Consider the following 19,066-nt stretch of genomic DNA (forward strand, 5'->3'; position numbering starts at 1 on the left):
CGGAACGCTTTCCCGTCTATATTTTTATCATGATAAAAGAGCGCCAAACTATGAGCATAAAAACATCATCCTCAGGTCAGCCAAAACGCTCACGCCCGGTGCGCGTTGCGGATGAAATCAAGACCTGGGTGGTGGAGCGAGATCTCCAGCAGGGCGACAAACTGCCCAACGAAACCGAGATGATCGCGCAATTCGGCGTCTCCAAGGGCACCGTGCGCGAGGCCATGCGCATTCTCGAAGCGCAAGGCCTGATCGTCACCCGTACCGGGCCCGGCGGCGGCAGCTTCGTCGACAAGGTCTCTGCCAAGCGCGCCCGGTCGCTGTTGGCGAATTATTTCTACTTTCAGAACCTGTCGATTGCCGACATCTACCAGATGCGCCGGGCGCTGGAGCCTGAGCTTGCAGCGAGCCTTGCGGGCCAGTTGAGTGATGCGCAACTGACCGAGATGGAGGTCCTTGCGGCGCGCTATCCGGAACCGGCGCAGTCGGCAGAGGAGGAGAAGGAGCAACATGTCTCTTCGCTCGAATTCCATGCGCGGTTGGCGGAGTTTTCAGGCAATGCGTTGTTGGGATTTGTGATTTCCTTCATGGCGCGGGTGCTCACTGATATGACCATCTATCGCAAACTCTACGAGCCACCGAACCCGGAACTCTGGCGGCGCGGGCGCGAGCATCAGATGCAATTGGTGAAAGCCCTGCGCGATGGCGATGCGGGGGCTGCGCGGCAGATCATGGCCTCGCATATGCAGGGCGCCGAGGAGCAAATGCAATCGCAAGAAGCGCAACTGGCGCGGCGTTTTATTGGCGAGCAGCGTTAGCTGGCATCCGGCAGCACCGCGCGGTAGCGATCCTTCAAGACCGGAACCTCTGTAAGCCAGTCGTAATAGGGCGAGCGATGCGCCCGCAGGCACAGGGTACGCAAGGCGGGTAGCGGGTCGTCGCTATAATCGATTCTCAGGTCCAGCGGCGGGCGCTCCGGTGACAGCACCAAAAGGGCTGCGGATTGCAGCCCGCGCGCGTCCCCCCCAACCGTTGCGGCGGCATCCAGAACTGCCAGCATCCGGTCAGATAGCGTAGCATATTCGCCCTGTGCCGCCTCATTCATCGCCGTCAAAACTTGAGGTCCTGCCAGCATATTGCCAGCGATCGCCAGATCGCGATCTGTCATATGGCCTGCGTAGCTTACGCTCTGCATGCCAGTGAACCCGCCAGTGCCGCCGCAACGATCAATCGCCAGCAATTGCCGATGTCCGCGCCCCGGATCCGCATCTGTAACCTGCGCCACCGCCGCTTCTGCCCGGTCTCCGCTATACATCCGCCGCAGCACGTCATCGCGCCAGAATGTACTGGGTGCGGTTCCCTGCGAGGCCACCAGCCCTGATTCGATATCTCCGCGCAAAACCCAGCCCCCGACGCATAGGCTGCCGGTCGCCGCCGCCGCTGCAAAACTGCCTGTCTCACGGTCATACATCAGGATTGAAAAGGTCATTGTGGTCTCCGGACGGGGGTCTTGCAGGTTTAGACTTGTATTTATCATGAAAATTTGCGTGGATACAATTAATCATGAAAAATAAATCTCAGCAGAGAGGATCCAACATGAAATTTCTTGAGATGACGCGGCGCGGCGCGATGGCCGCAATGTTCGCGACGACGGCTCTGGCCGGTGTTTCGATGGGGGTGGCACCCGCGGCGGCGCAGACACCGCCGGGCGTGTTGATCGTCGGCCAGATCGCAGAGCCGAAGGCGCTTGATCCGGCGGCGGTGACGGCGGTGAACGATTTCCGCATCCTGATGAACGTCTATGACGGCCTCGTGCGCTACAAGGACGGCGCGTTGGAGGTGGAGCCCGCACTGGCCACCGACTGGAGCATTTCCGAGGATGGCACCGAATATACATTCACGCTGCGCGAGGGCGTATCCTTTCACGATGGCAGCGCCTTGAATGCCGAGGCGGTGGTGTTCAACTTCGAGCGGATGCTCAATGAAGACCACCCCTTCCACAACACCGGCCCGTTCCCGCTGGCCTTCTTCTTCTCCGCCGTCGAGAGCGTCGAGGCGGTCGATGACCTGACGGTGAAATTCAAGCTGAACGCGCCCTATGCGCCGTTCCTGTCGAACCTTGCCTACCCAACGGGCCTGATTGTATCGCCCGAGGCGGTCAAGACCCATGGCGTGGAGTTTGGCCGCAACCCCTCCGGCACCGGCGCATTCAAATTTGCCGAGTGGCGCTCGAACGAGGCCGTGGTGGTTGAGAAAAACCCCGACTACTGGGACGGCGCGGCAGAGCTGGACGCGGTGGTCTTCCGCCCGATCACCGATGCCAACACCCGCACGGCAGAAATGCTGGCCGGCGGTATTGATCTGATGGTTGAGGTGCCGCCGGTGGCGCTGTCGGAATTTCAGGGCGATGCTTTCACCGTGCATGAACAGGCTGGCCCGCACGTTTGGTTCCTGATCCTCAACGCCAAGGAAGGCCCCTTTGCCGACAAGCGCGTCCGCCAAGCGGCGAACTACGCGATCAACAAATCCGCGATCGTGAACGATGTGCTTGAGGGCACCGCCGAGGTGGCCGCAGGCCCGACCCCGCCCGCCTTTGCCTGGGCGTATAATGAATCTCTGGAACCCTATCCATATGACCCCGACAAGGCGCGCGAACTCCTGGCCGAGGCGGGCGCCGAGGGGGCGGAGCTGACATTCTATGTGACCGAGGGGGGCTCTGGTATGCTTGATCCTATCGCCATGGGCACCGCCATTCAGGCGGATCTGAGCGCGGTGGGTTTGGATGTGAAGATCGAAACCTACGAGTGGAATACCTTCCTGGGCGAGGTCAATCCGGGGCTGGAGGGCAAGGCCGACATGGCCGAGATGGCCTGGATGACCAATGACCCGGACACATTGCCTTTCCTTGCGTTGCGCACAGATGCATGGCCCGACAAGGGCGGCTTCAACTCCGGTTATTATTCCAACCCGAAGGTGGATGAGCTTTTGGAAGCGGCCCGCGTTGCAACCGATCAGGACGAGCGCGCCAAGCTCTATCGGGAGATGCAGACCATCGTGCAGGAAGATGCGCCTTGGGTCTTTGTCGCCAACTGGAAGCAGAACGCGGTGACATCGGAGCGGGTGGGCGATTTTGCCTTGCAGCCTTCGTTCTTCCTGCTGCTCGATGATGTGACCAAGAACTGATGAGAGGTTTCGGATCGGGCTTTGCCCGATCCGACCCGCGCGCGCCCCTGCGGGGCGCGCGCGGGCCCTGTTTCCCCGGAGTGTCGGCTAAAGTCTCCCCGGAAACACGCTCCCCCCAATCGGCAGAGCAGGAAGGCACGCCATGACTGGCTACATTATAAAAAGGCTCATCTCCGCGGTGCCGGTCCTTCTGGGGATCTCGGTCATCGTGTTTCTGATCATGGCAATGATCCCGGGCGACCCGGCTACGGCGATCCTTGGCTCTTATGCGACGCCCGAGAATGTGGAGAAGCTAAATCGCGATCTCGGTCTCGATAAGCCCTTGGTGCAGCGGTACTTTATCTGGCTTGGCAATATGTTGCAGGGCGATTTTGGACGCAGCTTCTCGCTCAATCGCGCGGTTCTGGACGAGGTGCTGGAGCGGTTCAATGCAACGCTGGTGCTGGCGGGCACGTCCTTTGTGATCTGTTCGATCCTTGGCGTTGCTGCAGGTGTGGTCTCGGCGTCGCGCCAATACGGGCTGGCGGATAAGGCGATTACATTTGCGGTGCTTCTGGGCATTTCGATCCCGTCGTTTTTCCTCGGCATGATGATGATCCTGATTTTCGCGGTGAATCTGCGCTGGTTCCCGGTCTCCGGCATGTGGCCGATCTACGGGGCGCGGGATCTCTCGGCCCTTGTTAGCCACCTGACCCTTCCGGCCATTGCGCTGGCGGTGGTGGCCACTGGCGTCATCGCGCGCCTGTCGCGTTCCGCCATGCTGGAGGTCCTGCGACAGGATTTCATCCGCACCGCCCGCGCCAAAGGCGTGCATGAGCGCAGCGTGATCTGGCGCCATGGTCTGCGCGCGGCGATGGTGTCGATCATCCCGGTGCTGGGCATTCAGGCCGGGTTTGTGCTCTCGGGTGCGGTTTATATCGAGATGGTGTTTCAGTGGCCCGGCGTCGGGCGCATGCTGGTCGATGCCATCCTCAAACGCGACATCCTGTTGGTGCAGGGCGGCGTGGTCTTTGTGGCTGCCTGCTATGTGCTCTTTAACATTGCCGTCGATGTCGCCCAAAGCCTTCTGGACCCGAGGATCAAAGCATGAGCTTCCTGCGTCTTTTGTCTCGCAACCGTCTCGCGCTGGCGGGGCTTATAGTGATGTCCGTGGTGGTGCTGCTGGCGGCGCTGACACCCCTCCTGCCGCTGCCCGACCCGGATGTGACCAACACGGCAGAGCGGTTCAAGAAACCCTTCAGCGAAGGGGCCTTGCTTGGCACTGACCACCTTGGTCGGGATCTTGCCAGCCGCCTGATGTGGGGCACGCGACTGTCGCTGGCGGTGGGCTTTGCGGCGGCGGTGGCGGCGGCCACCATCGGTGCGGCCATTGGCGTGATCGCGGGGTTTTACGGCGGGCGCGTGGACAATGTGATCATGCGCGGCGTCGATATGTTGATGGGCTTTCCCTATATCCTGCTGGCGCTGGCGATTGTCGCCGCGCTTGGTCCGGGGCTGATGAACGCGCTGATCGCAGTGGCCGCCGTCAACATCCCCTTCTTCGCGCGCAACATTCGCGGTGTCACCGTGGGTATCGCGCATAAGGAATTTGTTGATGCGGCGCGGCTGTGCGGGATGTCGAATGCGCGCATTATTATCACCGAGGTGGTCCCGAATGTGATCCCGGTGATCGTGATCGCCATGTCCACCACCGTCGGCTGGATGATCCTTGAGACGGCGGGTCTCAGTTTCCTCGGTCTTGGCTCGCAACCGCCGCAGGCGGATCTGGGCTCCATGCTGGGGGAGGCGCGTTCGGCGCTGATTACCAATCCGCATAGCTCCGTGGTGCCCGGTGCGATGATCCTTGTGATCGTGATGGCGATCAATCTTCTGGGCGACGGCGTGCGCGACGCCCTTGATCCGCGTCTGAAATCCGGCGCGCTTAGCCGCCCGATGCCCACCACCATGGTGCGCCGCACAGACCCCGTGCCGCAGCCCGAAGGCGACGGCATCCTGAGCCTGCGCGACCTGCAAACCCAGTTCCACGTCAAGGATCGCATCTACAAGGCCGTGGGCAGAGTGGACCTCTCGGTAAGGCCGGGCGAATTCCTTGGAATCATTGGGGAAAGTGGCTCTGGGAAATCCGTGACGGCGCTGTCGATCATGGGGCTGGTGGCCTCGCCTCCCGGTGTCATCACCGGCGGTGCCGTGCATTACAAGGGCGAAGACCTAATCGGTGCCCCCTATGCGACCCTGCGCCGTCTGCGTGGTGATCGTGTGGCCTATATCTTTCAAGATCCACAGGCGACGCTGCACCCCCTCTATACGGTTGGTGCGCAGCTCATCGAGGCGATCCAGAGCCATCATCGCACCAGTACCTCCGAGGCCCGCGCCCGCGCGATTGAGTTACTGAAATCCGTGCGCATCCCCAATGCCGAGGCGCGCGTGGACAATTACCCGCATGAGATGTCGGGCGGCATGCGCCAACGGGTCGGCATCGCCGTGGCGCTGGCCAATGACCCGGAGGTCATCATCGCGGATGAACCCACAACCGCGCTCGACGTGACGGTGCAGGCGCAGATCCTTGCGCTCCTCGGTGATTTGCGGCGCGAGCGGGGCTTGGCGATCATCTTCATCACCCATGATTTTGGCGTGGTGGCGCAGCTCTGTGATCGGGTGGCGGTGATGTATGCGGGCCGCATTGTCGAGGAAGGCCCCACCGATGCCATCCTCAATGCGCCCGCCCATCCCTATACCGCGCGGCTGATGGCCTGCGTGCCGGAACTGGGTCAGGGCAGACGCCAATTGGCAGCCATTCCCGGTCTGCCGCCGGTGGTGGACAAACTGCCCGCAGGCTGTGCCTTTGCTGATCGCTGTCCCAAGGCCGCAAGTGCCTGTCGCAGTGGGGATATTGCGCTTGGTGCCTTGGGGCCTGCGCGCAAGATCCGCTGCATCGATCCTGAAATCCCAGTGCAGGAGGCCACGGCATGAGCGCGGCACTGAAACTCACCGACCTCAGCAAGACTTTCCCGGTGGGCAAACGCCTGTTCGGCGCACCCAAGGCGGGCGTCAAGGCGGTGCAGCCGCTCTCGCTGACGGTGGAAAAGGGCGAAACCCTCGGCATCGTAGGTGAGTCAGGTTGTGGAAAATCCACATTGGCGCGGATGCTGGTGGGCTTGCTGCCGCCCACCACCGGCCAGATTGAGATCGACGGCGCGCCGCTTGATAACGCGGACCCGGCCACCTTTGGGCAGAAGATCCAATATGTCTTTCAGGACCCGATCAGCAGCCTCAACCCGCGCAAAACCATCCGCCAGATCATGGAATCCCCCCTGCGTTATCTGCACGGCATGGATGCCAAGGCGCGCACCGCCCGCATTGCGGAGATCTTTGCCGCGGTGAACCTGCGCGAAGAGTTTCTTGATCGCTACCCGCATGAATTCTCCGGCGGACAGGCGCAGCGGATCGGCATTGCGCGCGCCTTGGCAGCGGAGGCGCGCATTCTGATTCTGGACGAGCCTGTCTCGGCGCTGGATGTCTCGGTGCAGGCGCAGGTGCTCAATCTGCTCGCTGATTTAAAGAAGAAATTTGGCCTGACCTATATCTTTATCAGCCATGATCTTGCGGTGGTGGAGGCTGTGAGCGATCGGGTTGCGGTGCTGTACTTTGGCTCTGTGGTGGAGGTCGGTCCAGCGGATCAAGTCTTTGCCGCTCCGCGCCATCCGTACACCAAGCTACTCGCTGACAGCGCACCTGTCGTAGGGCGCCCGCTTGCTGTGCCAGAAGCCAAGGAGACCGAACTACCAGATCCGCTCAATCCACCACAGGGCTGTGCCTTCCGTGCGCGATGCCCCCGTGCGACGGAAGTTTGCGGCGTCGCGATGCCGCCCCTGGAAACACATGATGATCGCGTGGCGAGCGCTTGTTTCTATCCCTATTGAACACTGTAAAAGGTTAGAAAACCGCATGTTGGGGCCCAGTCAGACTCGACGAAGACTTCGCAATCTATGTGTTTGGATGAAGAATGCGAGTGCTTAGGCATTTTCGCATAGGATCTTGATCAGTCATTAGCGCTGGCATTCCCGGGCTGAGATCGCTTCCTCTCGTCCACTGACCCGGCTGCATGATCCGGTCTGAATGAATGTGGAACCCGTGCGTAACTCAGGCGTCGCCAAGGGGTGCAGCTCACTGTTGGTCGAGTTTTAGATGGGAATTCCTGTGGAGACGCGGCTGACGCAGGTTCGCCGGGTGTTAGCTTTGGCGACTGACGCACGCAAAGTCTGCCATCTTGTAGGCGAGCATGCGGTTGAGATACGGGCAAGGTGATGCCCCCCGTTGCGAATGTCTTGTGTCGATGTACGCAGACCCCGCCGGATTGCGATGGTTTGTCTGTTTCTGGATCGGAGGTCGCGATTGCTGATCTATATCCGGCTCTTAGGGCGGTGTTTCGTCTCTGCGCGTGGTCAGGCCTCGAATGGCCAGGGACCGGGGAACAGGCCCGTCGGAATGACCTCTGAAACCAGTCCTGCTCCGGGTTGGTCGAGCCATCGATGGACCGTCACGGCGCCCGGTTCGAGCACCAGCTGCGGGGCAGGCCCGGTCCGATGATCGGTCAATACCGCGTGGCAGGTCGCAGGGGCGATCTGGCAGGTTACGCGACCGATTTGGCCGGTCACCGCGCGGTGGACGTGGCCGGACAGCATGCGAACCGGCCCTCGATGCGCCCCAAGTCGCGCGATCATCGCAGCACCGTTGCGCAGATTGTCCGCATCCATGGCGGGAAGCCCTGCATGCATGAAGGGGTGATGCGTGGCCACGATGGCGGGTTGAGCACCGATGGCGGCCAGTGTCGTGTCGAGAAAATCCATGCCCCCCTCGCAGAGCATCCCATGATGAGCGCCTTCCAGCAGCGTGTCGAGGCCGATCACCGAGAAGGCGCCGAAGTCCCGCACCCAATGCACGGGACCTGTGCTGGGCATCCAGGGCGCATCCGAAAGCGCCGCGCGCATCGGTGCGCGCTGATCGTGATTGCCGGGAATGGCAATCCACGGCAGGGCGAGTTCGTCCATGATCGACAGGAAATGCGCGTATTCCTCGGGCGTGCCATGATCGGTCAGATCGCCGGTGACGATGGCACAGTCGATCCCCTCCCACAGTGGCAGCTTCGCGTTGATCGTCTCGACCGCGCGGCGCAGTGCCTGTGCCGTATCCGAATGCCCGCAGACCAGGGTGCCGGGAGCAACGATATGCGTGTCGGTAATCTGAATGAATCCATGTATCATGCGGCCATCTCCATCGGCAGAACCAACAGAGCCTCTGGTGGGATAGACAGGCGCACCTCGTCTCCGGGCTTCGGTGCGCTGAGCCCCGCATGCAGCATAAACAGCGGCCCGGCCATCACGCCGGACAAGGCGATGCGGTAATGCGTGCCAAGAAAGGTCACGGTCTCGACCCGACCAGTGATCGGGCCTTGCGGATCGATGCTGATATCCTCGGCACGGACCAGGACTTGCTGACCGTCGCCGGCCTGAGGCAGCGTCAGGACACCCCCCGGAAGATGCATGTGAGCGCGCTCTATGCGCCCCTCCAGAGGCATCGCATCGCCGACGAAGCGGGCCACAAAGCCGGTCGCGGGATTGCGGTAAAGCGCCTCGGGCGTGCCGATCTGGGCAACCTGGCCCTGGCTCATTACGGCCACGCGGTCCGCGATGGCCATCGCCTCGTCCTGATCGTGGGTCACGAAGATCGCGGTGATCCCGAACTGGCGCAACAGCAGCGCCAACTCGTCGCGCAGATGGTTGCGCAGCGCGGCGTCCAGCGCCGACAGCGGCTCGTCCAGCAGCAAAACTCGAGGACGCGGCGCCATCGCGCGCGCCAGCGCGACGCGCTGCTTCTGACCACCCGAGAGCGCGGTGACTGCCCGGTCGGCATAGGGGGCCAGCTGACACAGGCCAATGACCTCGTCTACCCGCGCGGCAATTTCCGCCTTCGGAAGCTTCTGCATCTTCAGGCCGTAGCCGATATTGCTGCGCACCGACATGTTCGGAAACAGCGCGTAGGACTGGAACACCATGCCGATCTTGCGGCTTTCGACGGATTGATGTGTCACATCGTCGCCGTCAAAGACGATTGAGGCGCCGGGGTCCGGTGTCTCCAACCCCGCGATGATGCGCAGCAAGGTGGATTTGCCGCAACCGGACGGTCCAAGCAGCGACAGGATCTCGCCCTTGGCGATTTCCAGATCAGTGGGCAGCAATGCCTTCGTGCCGCCGGGGAAGGTCTTGGCGATATTGGTGAGTGTCAAAGTCATTGCATGATCCTTTGTGCGCGGGCGCTGGCCCATTGCATGGCCATCAGAAGCGGGACGATCATCACGAAGAAGACCAGCGTGTAGGCCGAGGCCACTTCGAGCCGCATCGAGGCATAGCTGTCGGCAAGACCGACGGGCAGCGTCTTGAGGTAGGGTGTGTGCAGCATCCACGTCAGGTTGAACTCGCCGATGGACAGGGTCACCACGGTCAGCGCACCGGCAAGGATGCCGGGCATGGCGTTGGGCACCACGACGTCGACAAAGCGTCGTGCCGGGCCTGCCCCAAGGCTGGCTGCCCCTTCCTCAAGCGTTCTGAGGTCGATGGCAGCCAGAACCGACAGGACAGAACGGACCATGAAGGGCAGCGTGTAGAGGACATGCCCCACAAGGATGAAGGTCCAGCTGGTGCGGAACCCTTGAACGGTCCCGTACAGCTGCAGTAGCGCCAGCGCCAACGCGAGGCCCGGAATGGCCAGCGGTAGCGAGATGAATTCTTCCAGAACGCGGGTGATCCGGCCAGGGTTGCGCGCCAGCACATAGGCCGCAGGGACCCCGATGACGAGCGTCGCCGCCAGACAGGTCAGTGCCAGCCAGATCGACAGGAATATGCTGTCGGAGTACAGCTCCCAGACTTGAACGATCCATTTCAACGTCAGGCCCGAGGACAGGCCGCGGAAGTAATTGACCGTCAGCCCGGCCAGGATCGACTGGATGATCGGGATCAGAAGGAAGGCGCAGGCCAAAAGCGTGACGGCAAGCGGGACGTGGCGGGTTATAAGTCTCATCATATCAGCCCCCCGCCGCGACGGCGCCGCCAGAGAAGCTGCGCGCGATCAACAGCATCGCCCAGGTCACCAGCCCCAGAACGACCGACAGAGCCGAGGCCATGGCGATGTTCGCCGACAGGGTGAATTCGGTGTAGATCACCATCGGCAGCACGTCGATGTCGGTGGCCAGCGTAAAGGCGGTGCCAAAAGCCCCCATGGCGGTCGCAAAGGCGATGGCCCCGGCAGCGATCAGCGCGGGCGCGAGCGCGGGCAGCAGCACATCCGTCACGATCCGCCAAGGCGACGCCCCAAGCGTGCGCGCGGCCTCTTCCAGCGCGGGGTCGATCTTTTCCGCCGCGGCCATGACAGTCAGCAACACCCGCGGGATCGAGAAATACAGATAGCCCAGGAACAGCCCTATGATCGAATAGGCAAAGACCCAGTACCCGGGCAACAGTTGGTTCACCAGGCCTTGGCGCCCGCCCAGCAGGATGATCATGAAGCCCACCACGACGCCTGGAAAGGCCAGCGGCAAGGTCAGGATCGACAACAGCACGTTGCGCCCAGGAAAGTGGTTGCGCACCAGGTAAAGCCCTGCCGTGGTCGAAATCGCCAGAGCCGCGACCGTAACGGCGAGCGAGACGACGACAGTCTGGCCCAGCGTCGACAGGTAGCGCGGGGTTTGCAGGATTTGCAGGTAGATCCCCCAGCCTGCCTCGCTTTCGCCTGACGCCAGGATCAACCGCCCAAGCGGGATCGCCAGAAAGGCCAGGGTAAAGATCGCCAAGGGCAGCAGGCAAAGCGATATGAAGTGTCGCTGTGTCATGAATGGTCCGATTTGAATGGGGCCGAGCAGGGAAAGACCCCTGCTCGGCTGGCTGAGTGCCGTTACTTGACTTCGTTCAGGTAACGTTCGCCAAAGGCGGCCTGTGCGCGCTCCATTTCGGCGTAATCCACCGCGACGGCGCGTTCGTAGTCGGAGGCCGGCAGGAACTTCTCGGCCACTTCTGCGGGCAGCTCGACCGGGCGAGCAGGCTGAAGATAGGCGTTGGTCCAGATCGCCTGGCCCTCATCCGACAGAATGAAATCCAGAACGCGCTTGCCGGCATCCGGGTTGGGCGCGTCGGCGACGAGGCTCATGACATAAGGCACGCGGACCGAGCCTTCGCAGGGCAGCACGAATTCGAAGTTCCCGTCCTCTTCATACTTTCCGCGATAGGCGTTGAAATCGTAGTCGAACAGGATAGGGATTTCGCCCGACACCACACGTGCATAGGATGTCTGCTTGGGCACGATCGGATCGTTCTCGGCCAGGGTGTTGAAGTACGCGATGGCCGGGTCGAAATTGCCCAGGTCGCCGCCATTGGCGAGGTTCACCGCCACTGCACCGGCATAGCCGACGAAGGCCGATGACGGGTCAAGGTATCCTACCATGCCACGATATTCAGGCTTGGTCAGGTCGGCCCAGCACTGCGGGACGGGCGCACCGGCCAGCGCGTCGACGTTCACGAACATCCCCAGCGTACCGTAGTGAATGGCGAACCAGTTGCCCTCTGGGTCTTTCAGGCCTTCGGGAATGTCTTCGAAGCCTTCGGGCTTGTAGGGCTGAACGACCCCTTCTGTGCCTGCCTTGATGCCGGTCGTGACGCCGTAATAGGCTACGTCGGCCACTGGTGCGGCGCGTTCAGCCAGAAGCTGGCTCAGGGTCTGGCCCGAGTTCTTGTTGTCATGCGGCATCTGGATGTCGAGCTTGTCGTCGATGGCTTCAAGCATCGAGGCCCAGTCGGCCCACTGCGGCGGGCAGTTGTAGCAGATGGCATCCTCGGCCAGCACCGGCGCGGCGATGGCGGTTGCGAAAAGCGCGGTCAATACAGTATGTTTCATGGGTTCATCCTTGTTTGAGATCGGTCTCGAGCGAGTGAACTGACGGCGGCCAGGTGGCACCCTGGTCGTCGTCGCGGAATTCCGGGCGGGGCGGCGCAAGCGTAGCGCCCGCACGGAAATTGAAGGGCAAGGGCGGCTGCTGTGCGCAGTCCTTGCCTTGGATCAGGTCCAGAAGGGTCTGCGCGGCCTGACGGCCAATTGCGTCCGGCGCGGTTTCGATCGTGGCGAGGGGCACATCAAGCAGCCGCCCGATCTCGATCCCGTCGAACCCGACAACCGACAAATCCTGCGGCACCTTCTTGCCTCGCAGGCGCACGGCCTTCTGCACGGCGATGGCCAAGAAGTCGTTCGAGGCAAAGATCGCGGTCAGCCCGTCCAACTTCCCAAGGAGAGTGGCCAGCAGTTCGGGTGTGTTGGCCTCTGCCTCGCTCAGCTCGATCAGCGCGGGGTCTGGCAGACCGCACGCCCGGCAAGCGTCGCAAAACCCCGTATAGCGGTTGCGCGACCGGTCCGAACTGGAGAACCTCAACGCCAGAAAGGCCGTGCGCCTGTGACCCAGATCGGCAAAGCGGCGGGCCACCTCGCGCGCAGCTTCGAAATTGTCGACATGGGCGGTGGGCAGGCCATCAATCGGGTCGTGGAACATCAGCGACAGCGGGATGCCACGCGCACGCGCCCGGTCGAGCGCGGCGCTGCGCTCGGGTGCGACCATAGTCAGCACCAGACCCTCGACGCCTTTGTCCAGAAGGGTCGAAATGGCCGCACAATCTGCCTCACCGTCGTAGTTCGAGCTTGCGATTAAAAGCTGGTAGCCGGTCTTGCTCAGAGCCTCCTGCACGCCCTGGACGGCTTCGGCAAAGACCGGGTTGGCCAACGAAGGCACAAGGCAGCCGATGGTCATGCTGCGACTGCTCTGCAACGCACGCCCGATTGCGCTGAAGGAAAACCCCAGTTCGCGCGCTGCCTCCTCGACCCGTCGGCGTGCCTCGGCGCTGGTGGGCCCGGATCGGTTCAGCACCCGGCTCGCCGTCGCAATGCCGCAGTCGGCCTTCCGCGCGACGTCCTTGATGGTGATCTTCTGCCTTGAGCTCACGTGCGTCATCCGTGTGAAAACGTTTCCACACGTCTGCTAAAGGACATTCGTCACAAGAGTATGACAGCGAAGTTTGGACACCGAACCACCTCACCCAGTGGCCAAGATCGCCGGAAACGTCACCTGCGCGCTGATCAGATTTGGTCGCGAGTAACTTTTTGGTGGAGGATCAGCACCAGCAAAGGGGCGCCGATCAAAGAGGTGTAAATGCCAGCGGGCATTAGGGCGGAGGGGGCGAATATGCGTGTCGCTATATCGGCGAGCGTGACCAATCCAGCACCGCAAGCTGCTGCTGCGACCAAGTTGACCTGTCCCCGCCCTATTTTTCGCGCAAGTGGGCCTGATACAAACGCGACAAAGCTAAAAGTACCGGCCAACGCTACCATAGCCGAAGCGAGAAGAGCCGCGCTCAATAAAAGGAGGGGGCGCAATCGGTGGATTGCAAGACCCCAGCCACGCGCCGGGTCATCACCGAATTCCAAGCGGTCAAGGGAGTGGGACGCGGGCAGTAAGACGAGCGCGCCTACCGCAAGTGAGAGAGCGGCAATCTGAACCTCTTGCCAGCCCATAGCGTTAAGGGACCCTGCGAGCCATGCCATAGCCTGTGCTGCTGCCGCGTCGCCAGCCCGGATCAACAGGATGCTGAGAGCGGCGGAGCAGGTGATACCAACTCCAATCCCGTAGAGGATCAACCGGCGCGGATCGAGGCCGGCCCTACGAGAAAGCGACAGCACAAAAATCAAAGCCGTGGCCAACACACCTCCGCTCAGCGCACCCAGCATTGTGACCACACCGGCAAGTTGGGCTGCCACCCCACCCAGCGCAGCCCCCTGAGAAACCCCGATGATGTCGGGCGAAGCAAGCGAATTGCGCAGCAATGACTGAAACACCGCGCCCGCTAAGCCCAGGCCCGCGCCTATAAAAAGCCCCGCGAGGGCGCGCGGCATTCGCAAATGCCACAGCAACACATCTTCCTCAGGTCCGGCGCGTAGGCTCACCAGAAGCTGATCGGGCGAAAGCCAAAGTCGCCCTGCGGAGAGCGCGAGCATGAACAGGCCAAACAGGGCGGCGATGCCAAGTGCGGTTTTCATGTCCGTTTCCCCAGAATTTTCGAAAGCAGGACCATAAATGCGGGGCCGCCGATCACGGCCAGAACCAGTCCTATCGGAACTTCCGAGGGGCGCGCAGCGACGCGGCCAATTGTGTCACACGCCAGCACAAGTATAGCCCCCATCGGACCGGCAAACGCGAGGGTGGTGCCAAGACTGGCTCCGGAGATTGCGCGCGCGATATGCGGGATGACGAGGCCGACAAAACCGATAGGCCCAGCCAAGGCAACGGCGCCCCCCGACAGAAGCGTTATTGAAATAAGGGCGAGGGTTGCGACCAATGCGGGATGCACCCCAAGACCGGATGCAATATCCCCCCCAAGCGCCATTGCGTTCAGACCTCGGCAGGAGAGAGCTGCCAGTCCAATGCCACACAAAAGGAATGGTAAAACAAAAGTTAGGGTCTCAAAATCAGTTTGCCCAAGCGCTCCCACCATCCAAAACCGATAAAGTTCGCGACTTTCGGTTTGCAGGAGGACAATGGCTGCAACCAGAGACAGACACAGGCTGCTGATTGCAGTACCCGCAAGGGGGAGCCGGATTGAGAGGCCATTACCAACCGTCGATTTTGTGCCACCCGCCAGCAACCATACTGTGAGCGCGGCAATCCCCGCGCCGAAGCTGGCGGTCAGTGTCAGGATTGTTGTGGGTTGCGGTCCAAGGCTCCATGTCAACAATACCACAGAGAGAGCAGCGCCAGCATTGACCCCCATCAGCCCTGGATCTGCCAGTGGATTGCGCGTGAGGCTTTGCATCAGCACACCCGCAATGGCGAGGGCAGCACCACAGGCAGCAGCGGTGAGGGCACGTTGTAGTCGTAGGCCACGCACCAACGCATGCAGTGGATCAGAGGCGTCGAAGTGAATTAGAGCATGCCAGACCACGGCGGCTGGTACATCTCTTGCACCAAAGCTCAGGGATGCGATCATCCCCAGCCCGAGGGCCGTAAGGCAAAGACTGCCTTGAAGAGGGATCGCGATTTTGGAGCGAGAGACTGAGCCGCGCAATACCAGAGAACCTGTCTGACAATTCTTGAGAGGGAAGCTGGCGAAAGCTGGCCGCGCCTGAGTGAACCAAAGGTGTGGTGCGGTCAAGCAAGATGGCAGCGCAGGTTTGGCTGGGCAGGGCTTGACCCGTGCTGTGTCGCCACGTAGCCGTTACCCGTTCCCAGCCAGCGCGAGACTGCGCATCGCCAGGTCTGCTTGATGCTTCATTGGGAACGGCTATGCGGATCTTTATCTTCCTATTTTTATCGCTCGCGGCCTCTGCTCAGGCTGCAGATTTCCCGGTTCGGATCGAACACGCCTATGGCGAGACGGTTGTGCAGGCCGCGCCTCAACGCGTGGTTTCCGTTGGGTATCATGAGCAGGATTTCCTTTATGCACTGGGGGTTGCGCCGGTTGGCGTGCATGAGTGGTTTGGCGGGCACGCTTATGCGACATGGCCTTGGGCAGAGCCTGCCCGGTCTGAGCTCGCCGCTACGCCGGAGGTGCAGAGGGGGTTTGAGATCGACCTTGAGTGGGTCTTGTTGCAGCAACCGGATTTGATTGTCGCAACATTTGCACCACTGGATGAGCGCACCTACGCAATGTTGTCGCGTATTGCGCCAGTGGTGGGGCCGCCCGCAAATTTCCCGATGTGGGGGGCGCCTTGGGAGGAGGAGCTGCGATCGATTGCGGCGGCGACGGGGAAAGTGTCGACCGCAGAAAAGATCATAGCCGATCTGGATCAACGTATATCGGCAATTGCGGCACAACATCCGCAGCTGCAAGGGCTGAGCGGCACGGTTGCCCATTTTGCCGGGGGGCAGATCGTGGGGTATCGATCTGAGGATGGCGGCAATCGTTTGCTGCACCGTCTCGGAGTGGAGACCCCCGCCACCTTTGACCAAATGGCCGGGCCGGGGGGCAATTTTACAGTCAGCCCAGAGCGAATCGATCTCTTTGATCTCGACGTTGTGCTTTGGCTGACGGATGAACCTGCGCGTGCGAAGATTGAGCGCCTGCCGGGTTATGACGCATTAAGGATCACGCGGGAAGGGCGGTCTATTTGGGCAGAGGAAACGCTGACCGGCGCGCTCAGCTTTCAGTCGCCATTGTCGATAGAATGGGCGCTGGATCAACTGGTCCCGGCATTGGTGGCTGCGACAGATGGCAATCCAAACACTGAAGCGACAGAATAGTCCCGTCGACGTCATGAGATGCGTTGACCGCATAGGGATAGTGCAATAGCACCGGCTCAACCGAGGCGTGGAAGCGATATCCCACCAAGGCAGTCCTGAGGGCATGCGTGCCCTGAAATGCAACTGCCACTGGCCCGGTATTCTCCCACTCTTGCGACCTTGTCGTGGAGACACCCAGTCGGCTTGATTGAGACTGGATCGAAATGACCAATAATTCTATCACCCGCGCCCGCCCGCGCGTTTCCAAACTGGTGCTGTTTATGGGCACCACTTTGTTGAGCAGCGCAGCGTTTGCGCAGGACACGACAATTGTACTGGACCCTATCGTGGTGACGCGCGCTGATGAGGCGTCGCCACTGTCGGGTGGTACCGGATATACAGCGGAAGAAACCACCGCAGGTTTCAAGGGTGGGGTGCCACTCGTTGAGGTTCCGCGTTCGGTCTCCGTGGTCACCGCACAGGAAATCGCCGATCGTGCGCCCGTGCAGATTGAGGATGCGCTGGCCTATACACCGGGTGTCAGTGCCTCCAATTGGGGGGTGGATGATCGATACGATCAATTCACCATCCGTGGTTTTGACACCGGGTCGAAGGGGATCTACCGCGACGGGCTGATCCAGAAGAGTATCAACTTTTCTGGTTTCAAAACCGACCCGTGGATGGTGGAACGCATCGATGTGCTGCGTGGTCCGACCGGTGTCATGTATGGCCCGGGCGAGGCTGGCGGGATGGTCAATATCGTCAGCAAACGTCCGCGGTTTGAAACATTCGCTGAAGGGCGCTTGCAATATGGCTCTCATGACACTGCACAGGCAGCGATTGATCTGGGCGATAGCAATGCCGCAAGGACCCTTGCCTGGCGCTTGACGGGGCTCATGCGCAATGGCGGCAATGAGGTGAAGAACGCACAGGATGACCGTTTTCTTGGTGCATTTGGTGTGACGTGGGCGCCGACCGATCGCACCGAAGTGACGTTCCTCGGTCACTATCAGGAAGATAACCTTGCACCAAATATGTTCCTGCCTGTCGCAGGCGAAGACTATGATGCGAGCTTTGGTGCTTTGCCGCAGAGCTTTGCCGACAGTCAGCACGACTTCAATCAGCTTGATACCGAAGGCTGGTCCATCGGCTATCAGGCGCGCCATGAGGTGAACAGCCAACTTACCCTGCGCCAAAACCTGCGCTACAGCGAGCAGGATACAACTTATCGCCACCTCTATTATAGCGGTATGGCCAGCGCCACTCAGATGCAGTTTTACGATTTCACTGTGTTTGAGGACGCATCGACCTTTGCAGTGGACACGCAGGTCGAATATCGCGCGACTTTGGGTGCCGCCGAAAACACTCTGGTCGCGGGGCTCGATTATACCCGTCAGATTGTGGATGGCACCCAAGGTTTCGGCGCTGGCTACCTGATTGATGTGACCAACCCGAGCTATGGTTTTGGTGTCAGTGATCCGGGAAACTACATCGACCGCAAGACCACCGAAGATCAGACCGGGCTCTATGTGCAAAACCACACACGGTTCGAGAATGGCGTTGCCCTGACAGCGGGTCTGCGCAAATCATGGGTCGAAACCGAGACCGAAAACCGCCTCACCAATACCACCAGTACGCAGGATGATGATGCGCTGACCATGTCACTTGGGGCAACCTGGGATCTCGGCAATGGCTATGTGCCGTTTGCCTCTTATGCCGAAGGGTTCACGACAAACATCGGAAGCAGCTTTGACGGGACTGCCTTCAAACCAACCGAGAGTGAACAATTCGAGGTTGGTCTGCGCTATCAGCCGGTGGGGCGTAACCTGATGCTGTCGGCGGCGGTGTTTGACGTGACCAAGACCAATGTTCTGACAGCCGACCCCTTCAATTCGAATTTTCAGGTGCAGACCGGTGAGGTCCGACATAGGGGGGGGGAACTGGAGGCGCGTGGTCAGTTGACTGAGCAATTGGCGGCGATCTTCAGCTATTCGTACATTGATGCGAAGATCACCGAGTCCAACAATGGCGACAGGGACAATACTGCTGCCAAAGTGCCCGAACACCTCGCGTCGCTCTGGCTGGACTATGCTTTTGCCGGAGGGCTCGAAGGGCTGAAATTGGGCGGTGGTGTGCGCTATGTCGGCGAGAGCTGGGGCGACAACGCGAACAGCCGCAAAGTCGATGACTACATCCTCGCGGATGTCGCTGTCAGCTACGCGTGGGATGATTATCGGGTGTCGCTTGGCGTGACCAATCTCTTTGACAAGGATTATGCGGCCACATGTGAAACCGTTTCTTACGGTTGTATCAGTGGCGAAGGGCGTGAGCTGACCCTGGCCCTGAGCCGCAAATTCTAATTCCAGCCCTGCGGAAGCAACGGCCTCCGGTGTAAAGACCGGGGGTCTTTTGCGTTTAACTGTCAAGGATACGTTCAGAGCAAAACGGTAGGTCGGCTTTTTCGCGCTCGGTCATCCGAGCGATGTCCGGGTGCGACAGTGGATCACGATCATACACTGATCTGCTCGGGTATGTTTTTATGTGCGTTTTGCATCTCAACCAGAGGGCCATAAAGCGGAA

Annotated in this window: 16 protein-coding genes; 7 read left to right on the forward strand and 9 right to left on the reverse strand. The window is 60.8% G+C overall.

Annotated features, from left to right (window positions below; genetic code table 11):
• Positions 1 to 50 precede the first annotated feature (50 nt).
• Positions 51 to 818, forward strand: coding sequence for a FadR/GntR family transcriptional regulator (locus CLV89_RS02070; RefSeq protein ID WP_243394908.1), 768 nt, complete (start codon positions 51 to 53; stop codon positions 816 to 818).
• Here the strand turns inward: CLV89_RS02070 and CLV89_RS02075 are convergent.
• Positions 815 to 1,489, reverse strand: a complete 675-nt coding sequence (locus tag CLV89_RS02075; protein WP_106161967.1) for a DUF1028 domain-containing protein — start codon at positions 1,487 to 1,489, stop codon at positions 815 to 817. The genes CLV89_RS02070 and CLV89_RS02075 overlap by 4 nt on opposite strands.
• Positions 1,490 to 1,596: 107 nt before the next feature.
• Here CLV89_RS02075 and CLV89_RS02080 point away from each other — a divergent pair, with 107 nt between their 5' ends.
• From CLV89_RS02080 to CLV89_RS02095, 4 genes are all read left to right on the forward strand, one after another.
• Positions 1,597 to 3,183, forward strand: a complete 1,587-nt coding sequence (locus CLV89_RS02080; protein WP_106161968.1) for an ABC transporter substrate-binding protein — start codon at positions 1,597 to 1,599, stop codon at positions 3,181 to 3,183.
• Positions 3,184 to 3,325: 142 nt separating this feature from the next.
• Positions 3,326 to 4,273, forward strand: a complete 948-nt coding sequence (locus CLV89_RS02085) for an ABC transporter permease (protein WP_106161969.1) — start codon at positions 3,326 to 3,328, stop codon at positions 4,271 to 4,273.
• Positions 4,270 to 6,153 (forward strand): dipeptide/oligopeptide/nickel ABC transporter permease/ATP-binding protein, encoded by a 1,884-nt coding sequence (locus CLV89_RS02090; protein ID WP_106161970.1) that lies wholly within the window; start codon positions 4,270 to 4,272, stop codon positions 6,151 to 6,153. The genes CLV89_RS02085 and CLV89_RS02090 overlap by 4 nt, the downstream gene beginning before the upstream one ends.
• Positions 6,150 to 7,103 (forward strand): ABC transporter ATP-binding protein, encoded by a 954-nt coding sequence (locus CLV89_RS02095; protein ID WP_106161971.1) that lies wholly within the window; start codon positions 6,150 to 6,152, stop codon positions 7,101 to 7,103. Before CLV89_RS02090 ends, CLV89_RS02095 begins: the two co-directional genes overlap by 4 nt.
• Positions 7,104 to 7,625: 522 nt before the next feature.
• Here the strand turns inward: CLV89_RS02095 and CLV89_RS02100 are convergent.
• From CLV89_RS02100 to CLV89_RS02135, 8 genes are all read right to left on the reverse strand, one after another.
• A complete protein-coding gene (locus CLV89_RS02100) occupies positions 7,626 to 8,444 on the reverse strand; it encodes a phosphodiesterase (RefSeq protein WP_243394909.1) in 819 nt (272 codons plus the stop codon).
• Positions 8,441 to 9,472 (reverse strand): ABC transporter ATP-binding protein, encoded by a 1,032-nt coding sequence (locus tag CLV89_RS02105; RefSeq protein WP_106161972.1) that lies wholly within the window; start codon positions 9,470 to 9,472, stop codon positions 8,441 to 8,443. Before CLV89_RS02105 ends, CLV89_RS02100 begins: the two co-directional genes overlap by 4 nt.
• Positions 9,469 to 10,260 (reverse strand): ABC transporter permease, encoded by a 792-nt coding sequence (locus CLV89_RS02110; protein WP_106161973.1) that lies wholly within the window; start codon positions 10,258 to 10,260, stop codon positions 9,469 to 9,471. Before CLV89_RS02110 ends, CLV89_RS02105 begins: the two co-directional genes overlap by 4 nt.
• 1 nt (position 10,261) lies before the next feature.
• On the reverse strand, positions 10,262 to 11,065 hold the full coding sequence (locus CLV89_RS02115; RefSeq protein ID WP_106161974.1) for an ABC transporter permease: 804 nt from the start codon (positions 11,063 to 11,065) through the stop codon (positions 10,262 to 10,264).
• Between the two features lie 62 nt (positions 11,066 to 11,127).
• Positions 11,128 to 12,123: an ABC transporter substrate-binding protein gene (locus CLV89_RS02120; protein WP_106161975.1), complete on the reverse strand. Its 996-nt coding sequence runs from the start codon at positions 12,121 to 12,123 to the stop codon at positions 11,128 to 11,130.
• A 4-nt stretch (positions 12,124 to 12,127) separates the two neighbouring features.
• Complete coding sequence (locus CLV89_RS02125; RefSeq protein WP_243394910.1) at positions 12,128 to 13,225, reverse strand: LacI family DNA-binding transcriptional regulator; 1,098 nt, start codon at positions 13,223 to 13,225, stop codon at positions 12,128 to 12,130.
• A gap of 125 nt (positions 13,226 to 13,350) precedes the next feature.
• Complete coding sequence (locus tag CLV89_RS02130) at positions 13,351 to 14,307, reverse strand: FecCD family ABC transporter permease (RefSeq protein WP_106161976.1); 957 nt, start codon at positions 14,305 to 14,307, stop codon at positions 13,351 to 13,353.
• Entirely contained in the window at positions 14,304 to 15,254 is a 951-nt protein-coding gene (locus CLV89_RS02135; RefSeq protein ID WP_106161977.1) for a FecCD family ABC transporter permease, read from the reverse strand. The genes CLV89_RS02130 and CLV89_RS02135 overlap by 4 nt, the downstream gene beginning before the upstream one ends.
• Before the next feature lie 296 nt (positions 15,255 to 15,550).
• On the opposite strand from CLV89_RS02135, the gene CLV89_RS02140 reads away from it, so the two are divergent.
• Together CLV89_RS02140 and CLV89_RS02145 are read left to right on the forward strand one after the other, a co-directional pair.
• Complete coding sequence (locus tag CLV89_RS02140; RefSeq protein WP_106161978.1) at positions 15,551 to 16,507, forward strand: ABC transporter substrate-binding protein; 957 nt, start codon at positions 15,551 to 15,553, stop codon at positions 16,505 to 16,507.
• Positions 16,508 to 16,710: 203 nt separating this feature from the next.
• On the forward strand, positions 16,711 to 18,846 hold the full coding sequence (locus CLV89_RS02145) for a TonB-dependent siderophore receptor (RefSeq protein WP_106161979.1): 2,136 nt from the start codon (positions 16,711 to 16,713) through the stop codon (positions 18,844 to 18,846).
• Positions 18,847 to 19,066 lie beyond the last annotated feature (220 nt).

Origin of the sequence: Tritonibacter scottomollicae (assembly GCF_003003215.1) — a bacterium.
Taxonomy (GTDB): domain Bacteria; phylum Pseudomonadota; class Alphaproteobacteria; order Rhodobacterales; family Rhodobacteraceae; genus Epibacterium; species Epibacterium scottomollicae.

Excerpts from the sequence above, each read along its gene's own strand:
- CLV89_RS02070 (WP_243394908.1), top strand. The coding sequence starts at position 51 with ATGAGCATAAAAACATCATCCTCAGGTCAGCCAAAACGCTCACGCCCG.
- CLV89_RS02075 (WP_106161967.1), bottom strand. The coding sequence starts at position 1,489 with ATGACCTTTTCAATCCTGATGTATGACCGTGAGACAGGCAGTTTTGCA.
- CLV89_RS02080 (WP_106161968.1), top strand. The coding sequence starts at position 1,597 with ATGAAATTTCTTGAGATGACGCGGCGCGGCGCGATGGCCGCAATGTTC.
- CLV89_RS02085 (WP_106161969.1), top strand. The coding sequence starts at position 3,326 with ATGACTGGCTACATTATAAAAAGGCTCATCTCCGCGGTGCCGGTCCTT.
- CLV89_RS02090 (WP_106161970.1), top strand. The coding sequence starts at position 4,270 with ATGAGCTTCCTGCGTCTTTTGTCTCGCAACCGTCTCGCGCTGGCGGGG.
- CLV89_RS02095 (WP_106161971.1), top strand. The coding sequence starts at position 6,150 with ATGAGCGCGGCACTGAAACTCACCGACCTCAGCAAGACTTTCCCGGTG.
- CLV89_RS02100 (WP_243394909.1), bottom strand. The coding sequence starts at position 8,444 with ATGATACATGGATTCATTCAGATTACCGACACGCATATCGTTGCTCCC.
- CLV89_RS02105 (WP_106161972.1), bottom strand. The coding sequence starts at position 9,472 with ATGACTTTGACACTCACCAATATCGCCAAGACCTTCCCCGGCGGCACG.
- CLV89_RS02110 (WP_106161973.1), bottom strand. The coding sequence starts at position 10,260 with ATGATGAGACTTATAACCCGCCACGTCCCGCTTGCCGTCACGCTTTTG.
- CLV89_RS02115 (WP_106161974.1), bottom strand. The coding sequence starts at position 11,065 with ATGACACAGCGACACTTCATATCGCTTTGCCTGCTGCCCTTGGCGATC.
- CLV89_RS02120 (WP_106161975.1), bottom strand. The coding sequence starts at position 12,123 with ATGAAACATACTGTATTGACCGCGCTTTTCGCAACCGCCATCGCCGCG.
- CLV89_RS02125 (WP_243394910.1), bottom strand. The coding sequence starts at position 13,225 with ATGACGCACGTGAGCTCAAGGCAGAAGATCACCATCAAGGACGTCGCG.
- CLV89_RS02130 (WP_106161976.1), bottom strand. The coding sequence starts at position 14,307 with ATGAAAACCGCACTTGGCATCGCCGCCCTGTTTGGCCTGTTCATGCTC.
- CLV89_RS02135 (WP_106161977.1), bottom strand. The coding sequence starts at position 15,254 with ATGATCGCATCCCTGAGCTTTGGTGCAAGAGATGTACCAGCCGCCGTG.
- CLV89_RS02140 (WP_106161978.1), top strand. The coding sequence starts at position 15,551 with ATGCGGATCTTTATCTTCCTATTTTTATCGCTCGCGGCCTCTGCTCAG.
- CLV89_RS02145 (WP_106161979.1), top strand. The coding sequence starts at position 16,711 with ATGACCAATAATTCTATCACCCGCGCCCGCCCGCGCGTTTCCAAACTG.